This is a genomic window from Pseudomonas sp. H26/SER47-MNA-CIBAN-0231 (assembly GCF_040310465.1).
In the GTDB taxonomy this organism is placed as follows: domain Bacteria; phylum Pseudomonadota; class Gammaproteobacteria; order Pseudomonadales; family Pseudomonadaceae; genus Aquipseudomonas; species Aquipseudomonas atacamensis.
The window spans coordinates 65,673-87,307 of sequence record NZ_JBEOPW010000006.1 but is presented as its reverse complement, the minus strand read 5'-3'; the positions used below and the strand labels follow the sequence as shown (position 1 = coordinate 87,307).

Genomic DNA, 21,635 nt, shown 5'->3' with positions numbered 1-21,635 from the left:
GTCCCTCTTCGAATGAAGAAGGGACGTTAGCGCAGTCCACTCACCCTGTAAGTCAGACCTTTCCCAAAGATCGCAGGGGCTAGCTCACTGCGCCGGCTTTTCATCCTTCTGCGGTTCGCGAATCTTGTACCAGGCCACATACAGCGCCGGCAGAAACAGCAGCGTCAGCAGCGTCGCCACGACGATGCCACCAATCATCGCGTAGGCCATCGGCCCCCAGAACACTTCGCGGGCGATCGGGATCATGCCCATGCTCGCCGCCGCTGCGGTCAGCAGAATCGGTCGGCGCCGGTGTTCGGTGGCTTCGACCACCGCGTCCCACGGCGCATAGCCTTTCTGCTCGAACTCATCGATCTGCGTCACCAGAATCACCGAGTTGCGGATGATGATGCCGATCAGCGCGAGAATCCCGAGGATCGCCACGAAGCCCATCGGCGTGCCAGTCGGCACCAGCGCCAGGACCACGCCGATCAACCCCAGCGGCGCGACACTGGCGACCAGGAACATCTTCTGCACGCTGTGCAACTGAATCATCAGGAACGTCGCCATGAGGAACAGCATCAGCGGCAGCACCTTGGCAATCGGCCCCTGGGCCTTGCCGCTTTCCTCGACCGTACCGCCGGTAGCGACTTTGTAGCCGACCGGCAGTTTCGAGGCAAAAGCATCGATCGACGGCTTGAGCAGTTTCACCAGATCGGTCGGCTGAATCTCGTCACGCACCGAGGCCTTGATGGTGATGGTCGGCAAGCGGTCACGACGCCACACCAGCGGCTGTTCCAGTTCATAGCGCACGGTGGCGAACGCCAGCAGCGGAATCGAGGTGCCGCTCGGCGTGACGATCTGCAGGTTCTGCAGGGTTTCCGGGGTACCGCGCTCGGAATCCACGGCGCGACCGACCACGTTGATCAGGTAGATATCGTCATCGACCTGGGTCAACGGTGAGCCGCTGACAATGCTGTTCATCAGGTTGGCCACATCTTCTGACGACAGTCCCAGTTGCCGCGCCTTGTCTTGGGCGATGTCGATGCGCAGGACTTTGCCGGGCTCGTTCCAGTCGTAAATGATCTCGCCGATGTGCGGGTTCTTGTCCAGTTCGGTGGCCAGGTCGATGGCGTGTTTGCGCACCTGATCGACATCTTTGCCGCTGACTCGATACTGAATCGGACGCCCCACCGGCGGGCCCATTTCCAGGGCCTGCACGTAGCTGCCGATGCCGACGAAGTCCTTGTGCAGCCGCTCGCGCAAGCGCTGACTCAACGCCTCGCGGGCTTCGAAATCCTTGCTGACGATCACCAGCTGCGCGTAGTACGGGTTCTGCAATTGCTGATCAAGGGGCAGGTAGAAACGGATCGCGCCCTGACCGATGTAAGTGCTCCAGCGCACGATGTCCGGGTCGCCCTTGAGCGTCGCTTCGAGCTTGTCCACCGCTTTGCGGGTTTCGTCGATCGAGGCGTTTTGCGGCAGGTTCAGGTCGACGAGAATTTCCGGGCGGTCGGAAGCGGGGAAGAACTGGTTCTGCACGAAACGCATGCAGAACACCGCCAGTACGAACAGCAGCACGGTGACGCCGATCGCCCACCAGCGATTACGCATGGCCCACAACAGACCGCCATTGAACGCCCGGCCAACGCGACCCGGCTCGGCATCGTGGGCCTTCACCTTGTCACTGAGGATGTGCACGCCGATCACTGGTGCGAAGAACACCGCGACCACCCACGAGACGATCATCGCCACGGCAATCACCGCGAACAGCGTGAACGTATATTCACCCGCCGAACTGGCGTTGAGGCCGATGGGCACAAAACCGGCGACAGTCACCAGCGTACCGGTGAGCATCGGGAATGCCGTCGAGGTGTAGGCGAACGTCGCCGCCTGCTCCTTGCTCTCGCCCATTTCCAGGCGCGTAACCATCATTTCCACGGTGATCATCGCATCGTCCACCAGCAGACCGAGGGCGATGATCAGCGCGCCGAGGGAAATCCGCTGCATGGTGATGCCGCTGTATTCCATGAACACGAAGACCATGGCCAGCACCAGCGGAATCGAGCAGGCCACCACCAGACCGGCGCGCACGCCGAGGCTGATGAAACTCACCACCAGCACGATGATGACCGCTTCGAACAGGGCGCTGGTGAAACCGCCGACGGCCTCTTCCACCACCACCGCCTGATCGGAAACGGTGTGCACGCCGACGCCGACCGGCAAGTCAGCGGTGAGCTGGTCGATGCGCTCGTGCAGCGCTTTACCGAATTCCTGAACGTTGCCGCCCTTCTGCATGGCAATCGCCAGGCCGATCGCCGGTTTGCCGTCGAAGCGGAACTCCGGTGTCGCCGGGTCGACGTAGCCACGGCTGATCTCGGCGATGTCGGCCAGACGATAGAAGCGATCGTTGAGTTTGAGATTGACCTCGGCCAGATCTTTCTCCGACTCGAACTGGCCCGAGGTGCGCACGGAGATCCGCTCCGGCCCCGCCTCGATCACCCCGGCCGGAGTCACCGCGTTCTGCGATTGCAGGCTCTGCACCACCTGGCGCTGGTCGATACCTAACGCGGCAAGTTTGCGCGTGGAGAAGTTCAGGTAAATCGTTTCGTCCTGCTGGCCGACCATTTCGATCTTGCCCAGCCCCGGCACGCTGCGGATTTCTGCGCGCGCCTGTTCCACGTAATCGCGCAACTGGCGCATGGTCAGGCCGTCGGCGGTGAAGGCGTAGACCGAGCCGTACACGTCACCGAACTCATCGTTGAACCCCGGCCCCTGAATGCCCTGGGGAAACTGGCCGCGAATATCGTCGATCTTCTTGCGCACCTGGTACCAGATTTGCGGAATGTCCTCAGCGCCGGTGGTGTCGCGCAGGTACACGTAAACCGTCGACTCGCCGGGGCGGGTGTAGCTTTTCACGTAGTCGAGGGAATCGAGCTCTTCGAGTTTTTTCTCGATGCGGTCGGTGACCTGCTTGAGGGTTTCTTCCTGGGTCGCGCCCGGCCATTTGGTCTGGATCACCATGGTCTTGATGGTGAACGACGGGTCTTCTTCGCGGCCGAGATTGAAGTACGAAAACACCCCCATCAGCAGCCCGACGAACATCAGGTACCAGACGAATGACTGGTGCTTCAAGGCCCATTCGGAGAGGTTGAAAGAGCCTTTCATTGACTGTCCTCGTCAAGTTTTACCGGTTGTCCGGGTTTGAGACTGTTGACGCCGGCGCTGACCACGCGCTCGCCATTCTGCACGCCACCGGCCAGCACCACGCTGTTGTCGCCACGGCTGACCACGCTGACGTCGCGCGGGTTGACGGTTTTGTTCTGCGTGTCGATCACCCAGATGCGGGTTTTACCGTCGGCTTCCTGCAACGCCGTCAGCGGCAGTTCGATGCGCGGCTTGATCGCCGAGCTGAGGGTCACGCTGATCGCGGTGCCGAGGCGGAAACCGTCCGGCGTTTCCGACAGGGTCAGGCGCGCGCGACGGGTGCGTGTGGCGCTTTGTGCCTGGGGTTCGATCTCGCGGATGATCGCCGTGGTGTTGATGCTCGGGTCGAGTTGCGCAGCCACCGAGAACACCACGTCGCTGGGCAACTGATCGACCAGGGTATCCGGCAGATCGATCACCGCTTCCTTGATGTCCGGTTGCGCCAGAGTCACCACTTGTTGCCCAGCGGTCACCACTTGCCCGGCTTCGGCGTTCCACGCAGTGACCACGGCTTTGTGATCGGAGCGCAGCTCGGTGTAACTCAGTTGATCCTTGCTCTGGCTGACCGCCGCGCGTGCCTGATCAAGCGAGGCCTGGGTGGTTTTCAGATCGGTATTGGCGACGTCCAGTTGCGCCTGGGCACCGACGCCGCGATCAAACAGCGCTTGCTGACGACGTGCATTGGCCTGGGCGTTGATCAGTTGCGCCTGGATTCTCGCCAGATCGCCCTGGGCAGAGCGCAACTGGTTCTGCTGGTCGGACGGATCGAGGGTGGCAAGTAACGTGCCCTTCTGCACCTCGGCGCCGACATCGACGTTGCGACTGGCGATACGTCCACCGACGCGGAAACCGGTGTTGCTCTCGTAGCGCGCCTGAATGCTGCCGGCAAAGCGTCCGAGGCTTTCTTCGTTGAGCGTTTTGACCGTGACCGACAGCACCGGGCGTACCGGTTCCGGCGGGGTTTCCTTTTCCGAGCAGGCGCCCAGCAGCAGCGCCATGCACAACAGGCCGAGGCGCTTCATGGCTGCGCTCCCGGTTGCAGATCCTTGTAGGTGTTTTCGGCAATCTCGACTTTCATGCCGGGGTGCAGCAACTGGCCGCCGGCGACAATGACTTTCTCACCGCCCTTGAGGCCTTCGCTAATGATCACTTTGCCGGTCAGGTAGCGACCGACCGTGACCGTATGCAACTGCGCTTCGCCTTTGTCATCGACCAGCCACACCGCCGGGTCGCTGATGTTTTTTGTCAGCGCCGACCAGGGCAGTTCCACCGCCGATTTGCCGGTGCCCTTGGCGGTGGCACTGACCACCGAACCGAGCTGCATGCCCGGCGGCAACTTGTCGAGGCTGACCTTGACCTGCACGGTGCCCGATTGCGCCGACACCGACGGCGTGATCTCACGCACGGTGCCGGTGGTTTTGATCTCGGGATTGTCGAGCAGGCTGACCACGATCGAACGATCGGACGGACGCTCGGCCAGCAGCGATTCGTAGACGTTGAATACCGCGTCGCGGTCGCCATCGCGGGCGAGGCTGAAAATCGGCGCGGTGGCCTGCACCACTTGGCCGACTTCGGCCTGGCGCTCGGTGATCACCCCGGGTGCATCGGCGATCAGCGCGGTGTAGCTGAGCTGGTCCTTGGCGTTGGCCAGCTGCGCCTGCGCCGCGCTCAATGCGCTCTGGCTACTGCGCAGCGCGGCTTGTGCCGAATCGTATTCGCTCTGGCTGGTGTAGCCCTTGGGCAGGAGTTTTTGCTGACGCACGAAAGCGGCTGCCGCTTGCTTCACGCGGGCCTGTTCGGCGACGACCTGAGCCTGAGCGGAATCGACGTTGGTCTGCAGATCTTTCGGATCGAGTTTGGCCAGCACCTGCTTGGCGGTGACGCGGTCGCCGACATCGACCATGCGCTGGATGATCTTGCCGCCGACGCGAAATGACAGCTGGGTCTGCACCCGCGCCTGCACATCACCGGTGAGGGTCACCGCGGCGGCGTAGTTGGCCGGTTCGACCTCTTGCACAAAGACCCGTGGCAAGTATTCCTGAGCAGGTTTCTTGTCGCCGCATGCGGTGAGCAACGCCATGGCGCTCACGGCCATCAGCACTTTCAATCCGGGACCCGCCATGCACACTCCTTGGCCTTAAATGCTGCTGTCGAGACGATACGACTTCAGAGCTTAGAACAGGGTTCCACGGTTGCGGACGCCAACACCAGATTTATCTCATTAAAGGTATGCTGCCCGCGTATCGCAGTGACCCGGAGAAGGATTTCATGCTCAACACCCTGGCGGTGGCCAATTACCGCTCGATCAACAAACTGGTGATTCCGCTCGGGCGCCTGAACCTGATTACCGGGCCCAACGGCAGCGGCAAGTCCAACCTCTACCGCGCCTTGCGCCTGCTGGCGGAAACCGCACAGGGCGGCGTGGTCAATGCGCTGGCGCGTGAGGGCGGGCTGGAATCGACGTTCTGGGCCGGGCCGGAAACCATCAGCCGACGCATGCGCAACGGTGAGGTGGCGATCGAGCCGACGGTGCGCCACGGCGTGAAAAGGTTGCGCCTGGGATTCGCCGGCGAGGATTTCAGTTACGCCATCGGCCTGGGCCTGCCGGAGCCGAGCACTTCATGCTTTGCCCTCGACCCGGAAATCAAGCGTGAGTGCATCTGGGCCGGCCCGGTGTTCCGCCCGGCGAGCCTGCTGGTCGATCGCAACGGTCCGATGATCCGTGCCCGCGAAGGTCGCGCCTGGGATGTGCTGGCACAACACACGCCGAATTTCGACAGCCTGTTCGATCAGGTCGGCAATCTGCGCAGCTCGCCGGAAGTGTTCCAGATGCGCGAATTCATCCGGCGTTGGCGCTTTTATGATCACTTTCGCAGCGATGCCGACGCGCCGGTGCGGCAGCCGCAACTGGGCACTCGCACGCCGGTGCTGCACCACGACGGCCGCGATCTGGCGGCGGCCTTGCAGACGATCATCGAGATCGGCGATCCGCAAGCACTGAGCGCGGCGATCAGCGATGCGTTTCCCGGCGCGCGGCTGAATATCGCATTGTTGGCCGGTGGCCGTTTCGCTATCGAGTTTTATCAGGAAGGCTTGTTGCGACCGCTGTCAGCGGCAGAACTCTCCGACGGCACCTTGCGCTATCTGCTGCTGATCGCCGCCCTGCTGACACCGCGACCGCCTACACTAATGGTGCTCAACGAACCGGAAACCAGCCTGCACCCGGACCTGCTGCCGGCGCTGGCAAGGCTGATCATTCGCGCTTCGGAGCAGTGTCAGGTGTGGGTGGTGTCACATGCACGGCGATTGATCTCGGCGTTGCAGGAAGACCCGGAATGCAATTGCATCGTGCTGGAGAAGACGCTGGGCCAGACCGGGATTGTCGGGCAGCGGGTGCTGGATGAGCCGGCGTGGCAGTGGCCGGATTGAGGGTGCCAGCGAAAAACCCCTCACCCTAACCCTCTCCCAGAGGGAGAGGGGACTTCACCGAGTTGTTTGCGAGAGTTACGCCGACCCGAAAGCCTGAAGTCGAACCTGATTTTGAAAAACCCAGACATCGGCTCCCTCTCCCTTGGGAGAGGGCTGGGGTGAGGGGCGAGCCTCACCGCTGATCCAACGGGCAATCACCCCAACCACTTGCCCCTTTCACCAATCACACTCTCAGGCCGGGTGTCATCACTCAGCTCTTTGCGCACATATTGGGTGACCGAATTTTGCTTGGCCCATTTGGGCTGCCCACATTCATATCGCTTAAACATTATTCTGTGAGTTTGCCGGGAAGGAATAAGACGGCTATTTTTCTTTGCGCTGTAGGACGGATCTTTTTTTCACGAAAGACCTCCAAGGACCCACAGCTTTTGGCCAGACTCTCCGGCCCATCCACCACAAGGAAGAACAACATGGACGTAAAAGTGCCGCAGCGGCTGGATCCGCAGGACATCGTGAAATTGTTGAGGGCGTTGCGTCGGGCGTTGAAGACGCAGGTGGCCTGAGCCTTTGATCGTTCCCACGCGCAGCAAAGGAATGCAGCCCGGGACGCTCCGCGTCCCATTAAGAGCCGAACGCGGAGCGTCCGATGAGGCATTCCCACGCAGAGCGTGGGAACGATCTTTTCAACGGCTTGAAACGCACACACAAAAACGCCGATGACCATCACTGGCCATCGGCGTTTTCACGTCTGAAGCGGATTTGCTCAAGCGTCAGATCAGAACGCCGGCAATACCGCGCCGCTGTACTTCTTCTCGATGAAGGCTTTGACTTCCGGGCTGGTCAGGGCCTTGGCCAGTTTCTGGATCGCGTCGCTGTTCTTGTTGTCCTCACGGGCAACCAGGAAGTTCACGTACGGCGAGTCAGCGCCTTCGATCACCAGCGCATCTTTCTGCGGGTTGAGCTTGGCTTCCAGCGCGTAGTTGGTGTTGATCATGTCCAGATCAACTTCCTTCAGCACGCGCGGCAGCAGGGCCGATTCCAGTTCCTTGAACTTGAAGTTGTGCGGGTTCTTGGCGATGTCTTTCGGCGTTGCCAGAGCGTTTTTCGGATCTTTCAGTTCAATCAGGCCGGCCTTCTGCAGCAGGATCAGGGCGCGACCGCTGTTGCTGCCTTCGTTGGGGATGGCGATGGTCGCGCCGTCCGGCAGCTCAGCCAGAGTCTTGTACTTGCTCGAGTAGCCACCGAACGGTTCAACGTGGACGCCCTGCACGGTGACCAGATACTTGGACTTGTCATCCTTGTATTTACCCTGGTTGAAGCTGTTCAGGTACGGCAGGGTCTGGAAGTAGTTGGCGTCGAGACGCTTCTCGCCGACCTGCACGTTCGGTTGCACGTAGTCGGTGAAGACCTTGATTTCCAGATCCACGCCTTCTTTGGCCAGGGTCGGTTTGATCAGCTCAAGGATTTCAGCGTGGGGCACCGGCGTTGCGGCAACCACCAGTTTCTCGCCGGCGTTGGCGAAAGAAGCCGTCAGTGCAGCCGCCAATGCGGTAAACAACAGAACCTTTTTCATGCAGTGTCCTTATCGAAAATCACGGTCGTCATCGACGACGGCATTTAATACGTGTGCCAGTGAAGTGATATCGCTGGCGTGAGGCGGACAATACCCGGATTTTTTATTCCCGGACAATAACGTTTATTCAGCTTCATATTCCATTTTGTTCATGTTGAAGAAAATGCTCACACCGCCTCGCTCAAGCGAATCAGCCAATCTTTCAAGGCCTTACGCTCTGCACTGCTACCACCTATATGGGTCTGCCTGACCAGACGTTCGATCTGAACCTGCGGCGCAGACGCGTCAGGCAGGTTCAGATGTTCCGGCAGGATTTCGTCGCCGGTGCTGACCAGCAGGGCAAAGTGGATGACGTTTTCCAGTTCGCGAGTGTTGCCCGGCCAGCTGTGTTGTTCGAGCACATGTTGCGCGGCTTCGCTGATCAGCGGCACGGGCAAGTCGAGACGCTGGCTGTAGATGCCAAGGAAATACTCGGCCAGCGAGAGGATGTCGCCGGTGCGCGCGCGCAACGCCGGCAGCTCCAGATGACCCTCGCTGAGGTAGTGATAGAGCCGCTCGTGGAATTTTCCGGCATCCACGGCCTGGGCCAGATCGATGCTGGTCGCCGCCACCAGGCGCACATCCACCGGGCTCGGCTGATGCGCACCGACGCGAGTGACTTCGTGGTTTTCCAATGCCGCGAGCAACTTGATCTGGATCGGCAGCGGCAGATCGCCGATTTCATCCAGGTACAAGGTGCCGCCGTTGGCCGAACCGAACCAGCCGGCGCGGCTGCTGGCCGAACCGCTGTAGCTGCCGGCGGCGTAGCCGAACAGTTCGGCGTCGGCGTAGGTCGGGCTGATCGCGCCGCAGTTCACCGAAACGAACAGCCCGCTGCGATCACTGGCGCGGTGGATATGCCGGGCGAGCAGCTCTTTACCGGTGCCAGTCTCACCGCGAATCAGCACTGAAATCGCACGTGGAGCCAACTGTTCCAACTCCTCGCGCAATTGCCGCGAGCGTGGGTCGACGAACACCAACGCCTTGGCGCGAATGCTCAGGGGGCTTTTTTCCGCATCGGGAAAGGTCAACAAGGGCTGACCGAAGGTTTCCAAACTCATGGCAGGCTCCCGCCCAAAACCGCCAGCCGACGGGGGCGTTGAATAGTAAGGTCAGGCGCGACGGCGGGCGTGATGTTCCAGACGGTTTTGCAGGCGATAGAGATAGGCGAAACCCTGCTCCCAACGCTGATGCCCGGACTTGACGTTGATGTGCCCGGCCCCGGCGAGAATCCCCGCCTCCGCACCCCAGTTGCGCGCCAGTTCGAGCGCGCGCGGGGCACTGACGGCGGCGTCGTTGTCGGAGCTGACGACCTGACTGGGGAATGGCAACAGGTTCGTCGGAATCGGTGCGAAGTTGCGCAGCGCTGGCGCGCAGGCAGGACGCTCGACATCGGCCGGCGCGACCAGCAACGCCCCGCGCACCTGACGCAGGTACTGCAACGGCGCAGTCGCCGCCCAGTGAGCGACGGTGATGCAGCCGAGACTGTGAGCGATGAGAATGACCGGCGTGCTGTCCGCGGCAATCGCTTCGGCCAGCGCGGCGACCCAGTCTTCACGGCGCGGCGTCAGCCAATCGGCCTGCTCGACCCGCGCGCTGTTCGGCAGGCTGTTCTGCCAATGGCTTTGCCAATGATCTTCTGGCGATCCTTGCCAGCCCGGCACAATCAGGTAGCGGATTGATTCGTTGCGCATGGGGAAGCTCTCCTGCGGCGTGTCTGTTCCGTGTCGAGTATAGGGAGAGGAGTTATATTCGTTAAGGAATAAGAAGCTATTTATTAAGACCCGTATCGAATATGAGATTTGTGTAGGGCATAAGATTCCTCCCCCTCACCCCAACCCTCTCCCCCAAGGGGGCGAGGGGGAAAGGGAGCCGATCTTCAGGTTCTTCAAATCTTGAGTTCGACTGGATTTCTCATATCGGTGTATAGCCGCCAGACACCCCGGTCAGTCCCCTCTCCCTCCGGGAGAGGGCTAGGGTGAGGGGCTTTTTCAAATACCGAACGCAAAAAAAAGGGCCGCACCCTGCCAAGGAGACGGCCCCGGAAAAACGAAAGTCTGTTACCGCGCGGTGATCACCGACAACCTGGTAATCCCCGCCCGTTCGATCGAAGCCATGGCTCGCGCCACTTCGCCGTAGTTCACCCCGTCATCGGCCTGCAATTGCACGCGCACTTCCGGGTCCTTGGCCTTGGCCGACTTGAGGTTGAATTCCAGCAAGTCGGGCTGAATCTCGTCCTTGTTGATAAACAGCTTGCCGGCGCCGTCGATGCTCACCACCAGCGGATCCTTCTGCTCGACCGGTGCCACCGCTTCGGTCTTCGGCAGGTTGATCGGGATCGCGTTGGTCAGCAGCGGCGCGGTGACGATAAACACCACCAGCAGCACCAGCATCACATCTACCAGCGGCGTCACGTTGATTTCGCTGAGCACCTCATCGGTGTCTTGCGTGGAGAAGGCCATGTCAGGAAGCCTCCTTCACTTTTGCCGCGTTGCCCGACGTTGCCACCTTGTGTGCGGTCGGGTGGATCAGCACGCGGAACGCGCTCTTCTGCGCCAAGCTGTAGAAGTCGTGGGCGAAGTCATCGAGATCCGCCGCGGTCAATTTCAGACGGCGCAGAAAGTAGTTGTAAACCAGCACCGCCGGCACCGCGACGGCGATACCCACGCCGGTCGCGACGAGTGCCGCACCGATCGGCCCGGCCACCGTTTCCAGGCTCGCCGAACCGGCGGCGCTGATGCCTTTCAAGGCCTCCATGATTCCCCACACCGTGCCAAACAGACCAATGAACGGCGAGGTGCTGCCGATACTCGCGACAACCGCCAGACCGGTTTCCAGCGAACGCCGCTCGCGGACGATCTGCTGGCGCAAGGCACGCTCGAGGCGATCCTGATGGTTGATCGCCTGGCTCAGATCATTCGCCTGCGGCGCCTCGCCCACCTGGATCGCTGCATAGCCAGCCTGCGCCACTCGCGCTGCGGCGCCGGGCTGGGTTTCGCTCAACTCGGCGGCGGCATCCAGACTCGACGCTGCCCAGAAGCGTTTATGAAAGCGCCGATCCTGCGCTTTCAGACGACCGAACTGCACAGCCTTGAGCAACGCCAGGCCCCAAGTGGCAACGGAAAAAACCACCAGCAGCCAGATCACCGCGCTTTCGATGGATTCCAGGGGAGATGCCAGTAACGTCATGATGTGTTCCCTCGTATAAACATTTCGCGCGAATTTGGTTTCGGTTTAATGAATCTTGAAATCGATGGGCACGCTGACCCAGCCGTCCTGGGCGACATCACCCTGCTTGGCCGGGACGAAACTCCAGCGCTTGACGGCATTCAGCGCCGCATCGTCGAGCTGCTGCCGGCCACTGCTTTTGGCAATCTGAATCTCGCCCGGTTTGCCGCTGGCCAACACATGCACCCGTAACAACACCGTGCCTTCCCAACCGCGCCGCTGGGCCAGCGACGGGTATTCCGGCGCCGGGTTTTTCAGGTATGCAGCATTGGCTGAAGCCGGGGTAACGGGCGCCGGTGCCGGTGGCGCAGCCGGCGCTGGTGCGGCGACGGGCGCTATCGGTTTCGCTGGCGCTGGCGCTGGCGGCTGCTCTACTGCCTTCGGCGCCGGTTTGGGCGGCGGTTTCACCACCGGTTTGGGTTTGGCGATCGGCTTGGGCGGCGGCGGTTTCACCGCCAACTCATCCTCCGCTGGCGGTGGCGGTTCGACCACGGGCGCCGGTGGTGGCGGCGCAACAACCGGCGGCGCTGGCGGAGCCGGGCGCGAAAACTCGATGGTCATCGGCGGAATTTCCGGCGGCACCACCGGCAGCACCGGCGTCGGTTTCTGGCTGACCCAGTAAATCACCGCGCCATGCACCACCAGCGCGAGGACACCGAGCAGAAGGGTTTCGCGCCGATTCAAAATACCCTTGGGCGCTCGCTGCAAACGCAACTGCCCCAACGGCACCCGGTGCGGCCGGCCAAGATCGACCAGTTCGCCACTCGGCGTATGCCGCCACAGCAATTCCCCTGCGCTGGCGGCGGTCTGGACATTGCCCATTGTTCAACTCCCTGCGGTCTCTTTCGTTCTACGAGCCAAAGCGATCGACCCGCCAATCCTGACGCCCCCACGGCGTAGTCGATGGGGCAATCATTGGCTGTGGTCGCTTATCACCGAAAGTAATCTTTGACGTTATGCATAGGCCTTCAAGGAATATGCAAATCGTCCGTTTCACCGAAGCCGCGCACCACAAGGGCTGCAGCGATCTGCCATAAACCCCATGCTTTTGCGGCATGAAAAGTATCCGGATACGGCATCCGTTAACGCCTTAAAAGGCTGGTTTTGGTTCGCTGAATGCCGACGTTAGGCGCGATTGCCGCCGTCGCTGTCGATCAGCTGCGTCTGCTTGCCGGCGCCGCTGAGGATTGGTTGAACGGCCATGTCCAGGTCAGCGCCTTGAAAGCTCAATTAAAAGTCGTAGCGACCGGTAACGCCGAGGGTTCGCGGGGTGCCGAGCAGGCCTTCATAGCCGCCGTTGCCGCCGGTCCACAGAGTCGTATAGTAGGTTTTGTCGAAGGCGTTTTTCAGCCACAGCGAGACATCCCACTGGCCCTGATTGAAATCACCGCGCAGGCCAGTAGAAAAGTTGACCACCGCGTAACTGGGGATCTGCCCGTAGTCGGAATCCTCCACCGTGCCCACCGCTTTGGAGCGGAACGCGTAGCTGCCGGTGACGTAGGGTTCGAAGCCGTTAGCCAGATTCCATTTGTATTCGCCGTTGGCGTTGCCGATCCATTTCGACGCGCCGACCACTTGATGGCCGCTGAGGTCGCACGAGGCCGGCGCACCCGGGGCCTGGCTGACTTCCGGCGCGCACGGCGCATCCTTGTACGAGAGGTAGCTGACGTCGTTGTACGAGCCGTTGAAATTCAGGGTCAGGCCACGCAGCGGCACCACGGTGCTTTCGAACTCGATGCCACGCGAGCGCACCGAGCCTGCGTTGGTCAGGTATTGCACGCGGTTGGCGGCGTCATAGGCGTTGGTCTGGTAGGCGTTGACCTGGGTCCAGAATACGTTGGCGTTGAGTTGCAGGCGGCGATCCCACAGGGTGCTTTTGAAGCCGAGTTCGGCGTTGTTGGCGCGCTCGGTGCCGATCAGTAACGAGTCGGCGCCAGCGGTTGGTGCGGAGCCGACCGCGAGGTTGACCCCGCCGGATTTCTCGCCGTGGGACAGCGTGGCGTAACCGAGCACGTCGTCGGTAATGCGATAGCTCAGGTTGAGCAGTCCCGAGGGGCTGGAGCTGTACTGATTCAAATCACCGGAATCGTAGACGCCGGCACGCCCCCGACGCGCATTGGCTGCCGCACCCGCCACCGCCACGCCGCCGACCGGCGCGTTGCGGCTGACCGAAGCGTTTTTCTCTTCGTAGGTGCCACGCACCCCGGCGGTAAAATCGAGACGTTCACTCAGGTGCCAGGTGCCTTGGGCAAACAGGGCGAAACTGTCGGTCTGAATATGGCCGTTGCCGACGCTGGTGACGTTGGCCAGGCTGCCCGCCGGTGTGCCATTCCAGATGTCGGCCTGCGGGCCGTAATAGGAGAAGGATTTGTTGTCCAGATCCGAGCCGAAATAGTAGGCGCCGACCACATAATCGAAGAATTCACCCTTGGGCGAGGCCAGACGAAATTCCTGCGAATACTGTTTGTCTTCCACCGACACGCCGGCGTTGTAGCTGGCCGGCACGTTGAGGCCATCGTCGTTGCGCGGGGTGAAATTCCAGAAACGATAAGAGCTGACCGACGTCAGGGTGAAGTCGCTCGGCAACGTCCAGTTGGCTTCCACCGACGTGCCGCCCTGATGCACGGTGACGTGCTGGTCGTTGTCGAGATTGACCTTGCGATGCCGGCCGTTGACCAGCGTCGCCCCGGCCGCACTGGCCCGCGATTCATACAGGTTGACGCCGTTGATGGTCGGCCCGGTGTTGTACAACACGCGAGTGCCGGCGCTGGAATCTTCTTCGTTGTAATCGCCGATCCAGCGCAGATTGAAATCTTCATTGGGCTTGAACAACAGCTGCGCGCGGAAGCCCTCGCGGGAGCCGCCGTTGAGGTCGTGGCCGTCGTATTCGTTCTTGATGTCGCCGTCGCTGCGCGTGCGATACGCCGAGAAGCGCCCGGCCAGTTGATCGTTGAGCGGCCCGGAAATCGTGCCCTTGGTCTGGAAGTAACCGTCCTCGCCGACCGAGGTTTCGATACTGCGTTCCGGTGTGAAACTGGGGGCGCGGGTGCTGATGTTGATGACCCCGGCGGTGGTGTTCTTGCCGAACAGCGTGCCTTGCGGACCGCGCAAGACCTCGAGCTGTTCGATGTCCATCAGGTCGAACACCGCCATCCCCGGACGGCCCAGATAAACGTTGTCGATGTACAGGCCAACGCTGCCTTCCAGGCCATCACTGGCCGGGTTGTTACCCAGGCCACGGATCGACACGCTGGACTGGCGCGCATGCATGTAAGCGACGTTGACGCTGGGCACCAGTTGCTGCAAGTCCTGAATCCGGTAAACCCGTTGCGTCTCCAGATTCTGCCCACTGACCACGCTCATTGGCGTCGGCACGTCTTGCGAACTTTCTTCGCGGCGGCGGGTGGTGACGGTCACGGTTTCCAGCTGCGAACCGTTGGCCGCCGCTGTGCCTGCGGGGACGGGCGGAGGGGTTTCGGCTTCGGCGGCATAGCCGTGAGTCCAGCTGGCGCTGCCTGCCAGCAACAGCGCCAAAGGCAGGCGTTTGAGCCGTCGGGGTGATGGGGGTAACGCGAGATTCAACGGACTCATGGCGCGGCTCCTGGTCAAAAAACACACAGACATCTTCAGTGCTGCATATTCTTTTCAGTTATTTATTTATGGATTTAGAAATATTTACTGCATAAGAGATTGCCTTTATAAGGAGTCGACCTAATGCATATCCAATGCATTTCCCGGATATTTTTTATGTGAAAAATGCATATCGACTTGCGCCAATTGCGTCACTTCATTGCTCTGGTTGAGCAACGCAGCTTCGTCGCTGGAGCGCAGGCGGTGAACCTGTCGCAGTCGGCATTCAGCCGCAGCATCCAAGCACTGGAACACAGCGTCGGCTGCCAGTTGGTCGACCGTGGGCGCAAGGAATTGCCGCCTACCAAACAGGGCCATGTGCTGCTCGAACATGCGCGGCGACTGGTCAGCGGTGCGCAGCAGATGGCCAATGAGATCAGCCAGTTCAATGGCCTCGAGGCCGGGGAATTGCGCTTTGGCTGCGGGCCGGCGCCAGCCGCTGGATTGATCCCACGCGCGATCGGCGCGTTCATCGGCCGCTACCCGAAAGCGCGGGTGCAATTTCAAGTCGATGACTGGCAGAGCCTGAGCAAACGCCTGCTCAGCGAAGAGTTCGAATTCTTCGTCGCCGATACCCGGCAATTCGAGGCCGATCCGGATTACCAGACCTACCGCCTGCGGGCACGCAAATGGCATTTCTGCTGCCGCGCCGGGCATCCACTGACAGCGTTTGAACGCATCACTGCCGAGCAATTGCTGAGTTATCCACTGGCGGTCAGCATCCGCCCGCCGAACCTGCGCAAGGTCATCGTCGACCTCAGCGGTCGTCCGGATTTCACCCCGAATGTGGAATGCGAAAACGGCTCGAGTCTATTGAGTGTGGTGTTGCGCTCGGAGGCGATCGGAATTGTCGGCGCGTATTCCGATGCGCTGCATCTGGCCAAGGGTGAGCTGGTCTGTTTGAAGATCGAAGGCCTGGCCGATGATCTGGAGGAGCTGTACACCCGCTATGGCATCGTCAGCCGCGCCGGGTATCGGTTGTCACCGTTGGCCGAAGCGATGATTGAGCAGATCAAAGTGGTTGATGTGGAGGATCAGGAAGTGTGTTCGCTGGAGAATTTTGCTGTCTGAGCTGGCCCCTTCGCGAGCAGGCTCGCTCCCACAGGAATACGCATTTCAAATGTGGGAGCGAGCCTGCTCGCGAAGAGGCTGATGCAATCGCTGCATAAAAACCACTCCCCAAATGCACTTGCCGAAAACCCCCACCGACAGCGAAAACCCTCACCTGTCCCACTGACCGGTGAACTCCATGCCCACTCCTCCCAACCCAGTGCGCAACGTGCTGTACATCATGTGCGATCAACTGCGCCGCGATTATCTGTCCTGCTACGGCCACCCGCATCTGCACACACCGAACATCGATCGCCTCGCCGCCGAAGGCGTTCGTTTCAGCCGTGCCTACACCCAAGGCACGATCTGCGGCCCTTCGCGGATGTCGGCCTACACCGGGCGCTATGTCAGCAGTCATCAAGTGGCCTGGAACTCGGTGCCGTTGCCGCTGGATGAATTGACGATCGGCGATTACCTGCGACCCCACGGCATCCGCACTGCGCTGGTCGGCAAGACCCATGCGACGGCCAACGTCGACGCCTTGCAGCGTCTGGCGATCAACCCGCAAAGCGCGCAAGCCGAGTTGCTCAATGAGGTCGGCTTCGAACCGTACCTGCGCCACGACGGTATCTACCCCGACGATCCGTCATTCGACGACAAGCGCGAATCCGCGCCCTATACCCAATACCTGCGCGCGCAGGGCTTCGATGGCAAGAATCCCTGGCACGACTGGGCGAATGCCGCCGAAGGCGAGAACGGTGAAATCCTCAGCGGCTGGAAAATGCGTCATGCGAATTTGCCAGCACGAATTCCCGAGCAACACTCAGAGACTGTCTACACTACAAATCGCGCCATCGACTTCATCACCGAGCAAGGCGAGAAATCCTGGTGTTTACACCTCTCGTACATCAAACCACATTGGCCTTATATCGTACCGGCGCCATACCACGCCTTGTACAGTACGAAATCGATTCTTCATCCGGTCCGCGCGACGCCCTCCGTAGCCAGCAAACACCCCGTATACATTGCCTTTCGCCAGCATGAGGAAAGCCTCAACTTCTCCCGCGACTCAGTACGATTGAATGTAATCCCCACCTACATGGGCCTGATCAAGCAAGTGGATGATCAGTTGGGGCGGCTGTTCGATTTTCTGCAGAGCAACGGGCGCTGGGATGACACGTTGATCGTGTTCACCAGCGATCACGGCGATTTCCTTGGCGATCATTGGCTCGGTGAGAAGGAGTTTTTGCTCGAGCAGGCGGTGGGCGTGCCGTTGATCGTGCGCGACCCTCGGGCGGCGGCGGATGTCACTCGCGGCACTGTCGATGAGCGGCTGGCGGAAACCATCGATGCGCTGCCGACGTTTCTTCAAGCGTTGGGATTAGCGGGCGCGGAACACCGGCTGGAAGGGCGTTCCTTGATCCCGTTGCTGCACGGGGAATATCCCGATTGGCGCCGCTATGCGATCAGCGAATACGACTACGCCTTCCAGGCCCCGGCGCGGGAACGCCTCGGCCAGCCGATCGACCGTTGCCGCATGACCATGGTGCGCAGCAAGCGCTGGAAATACCTGGCGTACGACGGGTTTAGACCGCAGCTGTTTGATCTGTTGAATGATCCGCAGGAACTGAATGATCTGGGCGAGGACCCGGCGTACGCGGCGGTGCGCGAGGAGCATGCGGGGTATCTGTTTGAGTGGATGCGTGGATTGAAGCGGCGGACGACGATCAGCCATCCGGAGATCGATTTGCGCGGGCAGCGGTTTCGTTATGGCGAACCGGAAACCGAGAAGGTTGTTCAGATTGGTGTGTGGTAGCTGTGATCAAATGATCGTTCCCACGCTCCGCGTGGGAATGCAGCCCGGGACGCTCCGCGTCCCAAAACCGGACGCAGAGCGTCCGTTGAGGCATTCCCACGCAGAGCGTGGGAACGATCAATGTGGGAGCGAGCCAGCTCGCGAAGAGGCCCGATCAGACGCCGACGATATCCGGACCTTTGATGGTCTGGCTGCGCTGCCCACTTACCCCCACTGGCACCTCGCCCTTGAGCGTCACCCGGCGCACCACGCGATCCTGGGTGCCGTAATCATCAATCGCGTAATGCTGCGTCGAGCGGTTGTCCCAGATCGCCACATCTCCAGCCTGCCAGCGCCAGCGCACGGTGTTTTCCTGGCGGATCACATGGCTCTGCAGCAAGCCGAACAGGTGTGCCGAATCGGCCTGTGAATAACCTTTGATGCGTTTGACGAAATGCCCCAGCAGCAAGCTCTTCTCGCCGCTGATCGGGTGCACGCGCACCACCGGGTGCTCGGTTTCGTAGACGGTCGAGGTGAAGACTTTGCGATAGCGCTCCAGCTTCTCTGCCGAGACGTCCGGCTTCGCACCGGCGTAGTCGTACTCGTTGCTGTGCACAGCGGTCAGTTTGTCGGCCAGCTCACGCAGCTCGCTCGGCAAGCCGCGGTAAGCGGTCGCGGTGTTGGCCCACAGCGTATCGCCGCCGAAGGCCGGGGCGACCACCGAGCGCAGGATCGAGGCTTTCGGGTAAGCGTCGACGAAAGTCACGTCGGTGTGCCAGGAGTTGGCGCGCTGACCTTCGGCGCCGTCCAGCTCGAGCAGGTAACGGGTGCCTTCGCGCGATGGCACGGTCGGGTGCGCCACCGGTTCGCCAAGCAGATGGGCGAAGGCTTCCTGACGCTGATCGTCGAGTTGCGTCTGCTCGCGGAAGAACAGCACTTTGTATTCGACCAAGGCTTGCTGGATGGCTTCGACAGTGGCGGCGTCCAGCTCACCGGACAGATGCACGCCGCGGATTTCGGCACCGATACGACCGGCTACCGGGTGAATTTCCAGCGCGTGAGAAACGGGTTTTACGGCGAGTGCGGCATTGCTCATGGGAAGACCCTCATCGACGGTTTGCGGTTTTGGCGGCAGCGAAACAACGCTCTATCTATATTCCAATTGCATCTAATAGATATTCATATGCTTCGTTGACGGAATAAGAGCTTGCATTTAAAACCTCAAGCAACCCTCGTCGCAAATGCCTTCGAGCTATTTTTAGGATGCCGGAAAAGCATATGGATCTTCGCCAGTTGCGCTACTTCATCGCCCTCAACGAATACCGCAGTTTTGTCCGTGCGGCAGACGCCATGGGCATCACTCAACCGGCGTTCAGCCGCAGCATTCAGGGACTGGAGCAGGAGTTCGGTTGCGTGCTGGTCGATCGCGGCAACAAGGATCTGCGTCCGACGCCCGAGGGCCAGGTGGTGCTGCAACATGCCTTGAGCCTGGTGCAGGGCGCAGCGTTGCTCAGCGCTGAAGTGACGCAAATGACCAAGCTCGACGCCGGCGAAGTGCATTTTGGTTGCGGGCCGGCGCCAGCGGTGAAACTGGTGCCCGATGCGGTGGCGCAGTTCATCAATGCGCATCCGAAAGTGCGCACCTGTTTTCAGGTGGATAACTGGGAAAAACTCAGCCGCGCGCTGAGCCGCGAAGAGATCGAATTCTTCATCGCCGATATCCGCCATTTCGAGTCCGACCCTAATTTCCAGACGCAACCGCTGACGCCCAAGCGCGGGGTGTTTTTCTGCCGGCCGGGGCATCCGTTGCTGGCCAAGGAAAGCCTGTCGACCAACGACATGTTCGACTTTCCCCTGGCCGCCACCCTGATCCCGCCAGGCATTCGCAAGCTGCTGGCGAACCTCAGCGGGCGCATCGATTTCTCACCGACCATCGAGACCGAGCACTTTCCGGCGCTGGTCAAAGTGGTACTGCAATCCAACGCGATCGGCGTCGGCACGGAGGAGGCGTTTATTGAGGATGTCGCCAAGGGTTCGCTGGTGCTGCTGCATTGGCGCAACCTGCCGCAGAACCTCGAAAGCATGAACGCCCGCTGCGGCATCGTCAGCCGCACCGGGTTTCGGTTGTCGCCGGCGGCGAGGGCAATGATCGAGACGTTGGTCGCGGTGGATCGGCAGGACGTCAGCGTCGCTGTCTGAAACCCCTTCGTGACACACGCCGATCGTTCCCACGCTCTGCGTGGGAATGAATCCCGTGACGCTCTGCGTCACAAAGGACGCGGAGCGCCCTCGGCTGCATTCCCACGCGGAGCGTGGGAACGATCTGGAAGCTAAAGCCTGGCTGCAGAAAGCTCTGGCGCCACCCAATCGCTGACCTTGAACGGCTTGCGAATCAGCTTCTGCTGCGCCGCCAGGTCGACCTTGTCCTGCAGGCCGCTCAAGAACACCGGATCCAGTGTCGACGGGAAAATCTCGCTGAGATTCTGGTCCTTCAGATCCTGAGCCAGAATCACCGGCGGATAACTGGCCAGCCCTGATACCAGCTGCACATACGCATCCTTGTTGCTGTCCTGAGTCAGCCACTCGACCGCTTGCTGCTGCGCCTTGAGCAGTTTCGCAATGACCTCAGGGTGGGCGTCGACAAACTTGCCACTACCCAGCAACATCGCCTGCACGCTGCCAGCGCCGCCAAGGTCCTTGGTGTTGAGCGGCAATTCCGCCAGGCCTTTGGCTTGCAACGCACTCAGCGCGGAGCTGCCCCACGAGGCATCAATCTGCTTGGCCGCGAGCGCCGAGACCGCCGCGTTGAAATCCAGATTGATCACCTTCAGATCCTTCTCGCTCAGGCCCTGACTGGCCAGCGCCGCATCGAACGACAGTTGCGTTGCCGTTCCGCGAAAGATCGCCACGCGTTTGCCCTTGAGATCCTGCAGGGTCTTGATTCCCGAGCCGGGCACCACGCCGAGGTATTGCTTGACCCCACGCGCCGTGGCGCTGAGCAGGCGCGTGTCCAGACCATTGGATTTGCCGATGATCGCGGCCAGATCGCCAAGATAGGCCAGATCGACCTGCCCATTGGCAAACGCCTCATTGATCACCGGCCCGGCGCCCTTGAAAAAACTCCACTGGATCTTGATGCCCTGCTCGGCGAAGGCCTTTTCGAAGATCTGCTGATCGCGCAGCACATCGACGATGCCGCCGCCGCTGTGTTGAGTGCCGGCGCTGAGGTCAGGCACGGCGATGCGGATTTCCTTGAGTTCTTCGGCTTGGGCGCCAAGCGCAAGAAAGCCTGCAAGCGCCGGGGCGGCCAGCAGGCTGATGATTCGTTTGAAGGGAAGGTTCATGGGTGCGGCTCCTTGATCGCTGAGGAGCCGAAAGTAGGCTGGATGCATACCTTCACTTAAATACTATAAATGCACATTTTTATATCTATATGACCTAAGTGAGGGCGTGTGCGGCTTGCAGCGCGATATGCATTAACAGCATCGAAAATATTCTTCGAATGCATTGGATGCGCGTCAGCAGGCAAGCCTTAAATGGATTCGCTTATTTCCCGATAGCATCTAACGCAAGTTTGTTAGATCAGTTTCATATATGACGAAACCCAATGTGGAAGCGAGCCTGCTCGCGAAGAGGCCATGCCAGCCGCCATCGATGCTGCCTTAAACAGCCATTTCGCGAGCAGGCTCGCTGCCACATGAAAAG

16 protein-coding genes are annotated in these 21,635 nt (G+C 60.7%); 4 read left to right on the top strand and 12 right to left on the bottom strand.

The features are described from left to right. Positions 1-84: 84 nt before the first annotated feature. Genes AAEZ10_RS11650 through AAEZ10_RS11640 form a run of 3 tightly spaced genes read right to left on the bottom strand, consistent with a single transcriptional unit; the run spans position 85 to position 5,308 of the window. Positions 85-3,147, bottom strand: a complete 3,063-nt coding sequence (locus tag AAEZ10_RS11650; RefSeq protein ID WP_071174048.1) for an efflux RND transporter permease subunit — start codon at positions 3,145-3,147, stop codon at positions 85-87. Then, positions 3,144-4,208, bottom strand: coding sequence for an efflux RND transporter periplasmic adaptor subunit (locus tag AAEZ10_RS11645; RefSeq protein ID WP_243241535.1), 1,065 nt, complete (start codon positions 4,206-4,208; stop codon positions 3,144-3,146). The genes AAEZ10_RS11650 and AAEZ10_RS11645 overlap by 4 nt, the downstream gene beginning before the upstream one ends. Then, the gene (locus tag AAEZ10_RS11640) at positions 4,205-5,308 is read right to left on the bottom strand and encodes an efflux RND transporter periplasmic adaptor subunit (protein WP_024011162.1); all 1,104 of its coding nucleotides are present in this window, start codon (positions 5,306-5,308) and stop codon (positions 4,205-4,207) included. Before AAEZ10_RS11640 ends, AAEZ10_RS11645 begins: the two co-directional genes overlap by 4 nt. A 146-nt stretch (positions 5,309-5,454) precedes the next feature. Between AAEZ10_RS11640 and AAEZ10_RS11635 the strand changes: the two genes are divergently transcribed. Beyond that, positions 5,455-6,615: an AAA family ATPase gene (locus AAEZ10_RS11635; RefSeq protein ID WP_350569283.1), complete on the top strand. Its 1,161-nt coding sequence runs from the start codon at positions 5,455-5,457 to the stop codon at positions 6,613-6,615. Positions 6,616-7,390: 775 nt separating this feature from the next. Here AAEZ10_RS11635 and AAEZ10_RS11630 read toward each other — a convergent pair. The 7 genes from AAEZ10_RS11630 to AAEZ10_RS11600 form a co-directional block, all read right to left on the bottom strand. After that, positions 7,391-8,188: a MetQ/NlpA family ABC transporter substrate-binding protein gene (locus AAEZ10_RS11630; RefSeq protein ID WP_016772222.1), complete on the bottom strand. Its 798-nt coding sequence runs from the start codon at positions 8,186-8,188 to the stop codon at positions 7,391-7,393. Between the two features lie 167 nt (positions 8,189-8,355). Further along, on the bottom strand, positions 8,356-9,288 hold the full coding sequence (locus AAEZ10_RS11625; protein WP_016772223.1) for a sigma 54-interacting transcriptional regulator: 933 nt from the start codon (positions 9,286-9,288) through the stop codon (positions 8,356-8,358). A 51-nt stretch (positions 9,289-9,339) separates the two neighbouring features. Further along, positions 9,340-9,921, bottom strand: coding sequence for an alpha/beta hydrolase (locus AAEZ10_RS11620; RefSeq protein ID WP_122508391.1), 582 nt, complete (start codon positions 9,919-9,921; stop codon positions 9,340-9,342). A 366-nt stretch (positions 9,922-10,287) separates the two neighbouring features. Then, on the bottom strand, positions 10,288-10,689 hold the full coding sequence (locus AAEZ10_RS11615; protein ID WP_008045412.1) for an ExbD/TolR family protein: 402 nt from the start codon (positions 10,687-10,689) through the stop codon (positions 10,288-10,290). 1 nt (position 10,690) lies between these two features. Further along, positions 10,691-11,416, bottom strand: a complete 726-nt coding sequence (locus AAEZ10_RS11610) for a MotA/TolQ/ExbB proton channel family protein (RefSeq protein WP_041477454.1) — start codon at positions 11,414-11,416, stop codon at positions 10,691-10,693. Positions 11,417-11,461: 45 nt separating this feature from the next. Then, positions 11,462-12,277, bottom strand: coding sequence for an energy transducer TonB (locus tag AAEZ10_RS11605; RefSeq protein WP_122508389.1), 816 nt, complete (start codon positions 12,275-12,277; stop codon positions 11,462-11,464). A 408-nt stretch (positions 12,278-12,685) separates the two neighbouring features. Then, on the bottom strand, positions 12,686-15,046 hold the full coding sequence (locus AAEZ10_RS11600) for a TonB-dependent receptor (protein WP_350569279.1): 2,361 nt from the start codon (positions 15,044-15,046) through the stop codon (positions 12,686-12,688). Between the two features lie 165 nt (positions 15,047-15,211). Between AAEZ10_RS11600 and AAEZ10_RS11595 the strand changes: the two genes are divergently transcribed. Together AAEZ10_RS11595 and AAEZ10_RS11590 are read left to right on the top strand one after the other, a co-directional pair. Further along, the gene (locus AAEZ10_RS11595; RefSeq protein WP_350569277.1) at positions 15,212-16,156 is read left to right on the top strand and encodes a LysR family transcriptional regulator; all 945 of its coding nucleotides are present in this window, start codon (positions 15,212-15,214) and stop codon (positions 16,154-16,156) included. A 178-nt stretch (positions 16,157-16,334) separates the two neighbouring features. Next, a complete protein-coding gene (locus tag AAEZ10_RS11590; RefSeq protein WP_350569275.1) occupies positions 16,335-17,951 on the top strand; it encodes an alkaline phosphatase family protein in 1,617 nt (538 codons plus the stop codon). A gap of 154 nt (positions 17,952-18,105) precedes the next feature. On the opposite strand, the gene AAEZ10_RS11585 is transcribed toward AAEZ10_RS11590, so the two are convergent. Continuing rightward, positions 18,106-19,026, bottom strand: a complete 921-nt coding sequence (locus AAEZ10_RS11585) for a TauD/TfdA dioxygenase family protein (RefSeq protein ID WP_071174035.1) — start codon at positions 19,024-19,026, stop codon at positions 18,106-18,108. Positions 19,027-19,208: 182 nt separating this feature from the next. Here AAEZ10_RS11585 and AAEZ10_RS11580 point away from each other — a divergent pair, with 182 nt between their 5' ends. Beyond that, entirely contained in the window at positions 19,209-20,129 is a 921-nt protein-coding gene (locus AAEZ10_RS11580; protein WP_350569273.1) for a LysR family transcriptional regulator, read from the top strand. Between the two features lie 131 nt (positions 20,130-20,260). On the opposite strand, the gene AAEZ10_RS11575 is transcribed toward AAEZ10_RS11580, so the two are convergent. Further along, positions 20,261-21,274, bottom strand: coding sequence for an ABC transporter substrate-binding protein (locus AAEZ10_RS11575; protein ID WP_350569271.1), 1,014 nt, complete (start codon positions 21,272-21,274; stop codon positions 20,261-20,263). Positions 21,275-21,635: the final 361 nt, after the last annotated feature.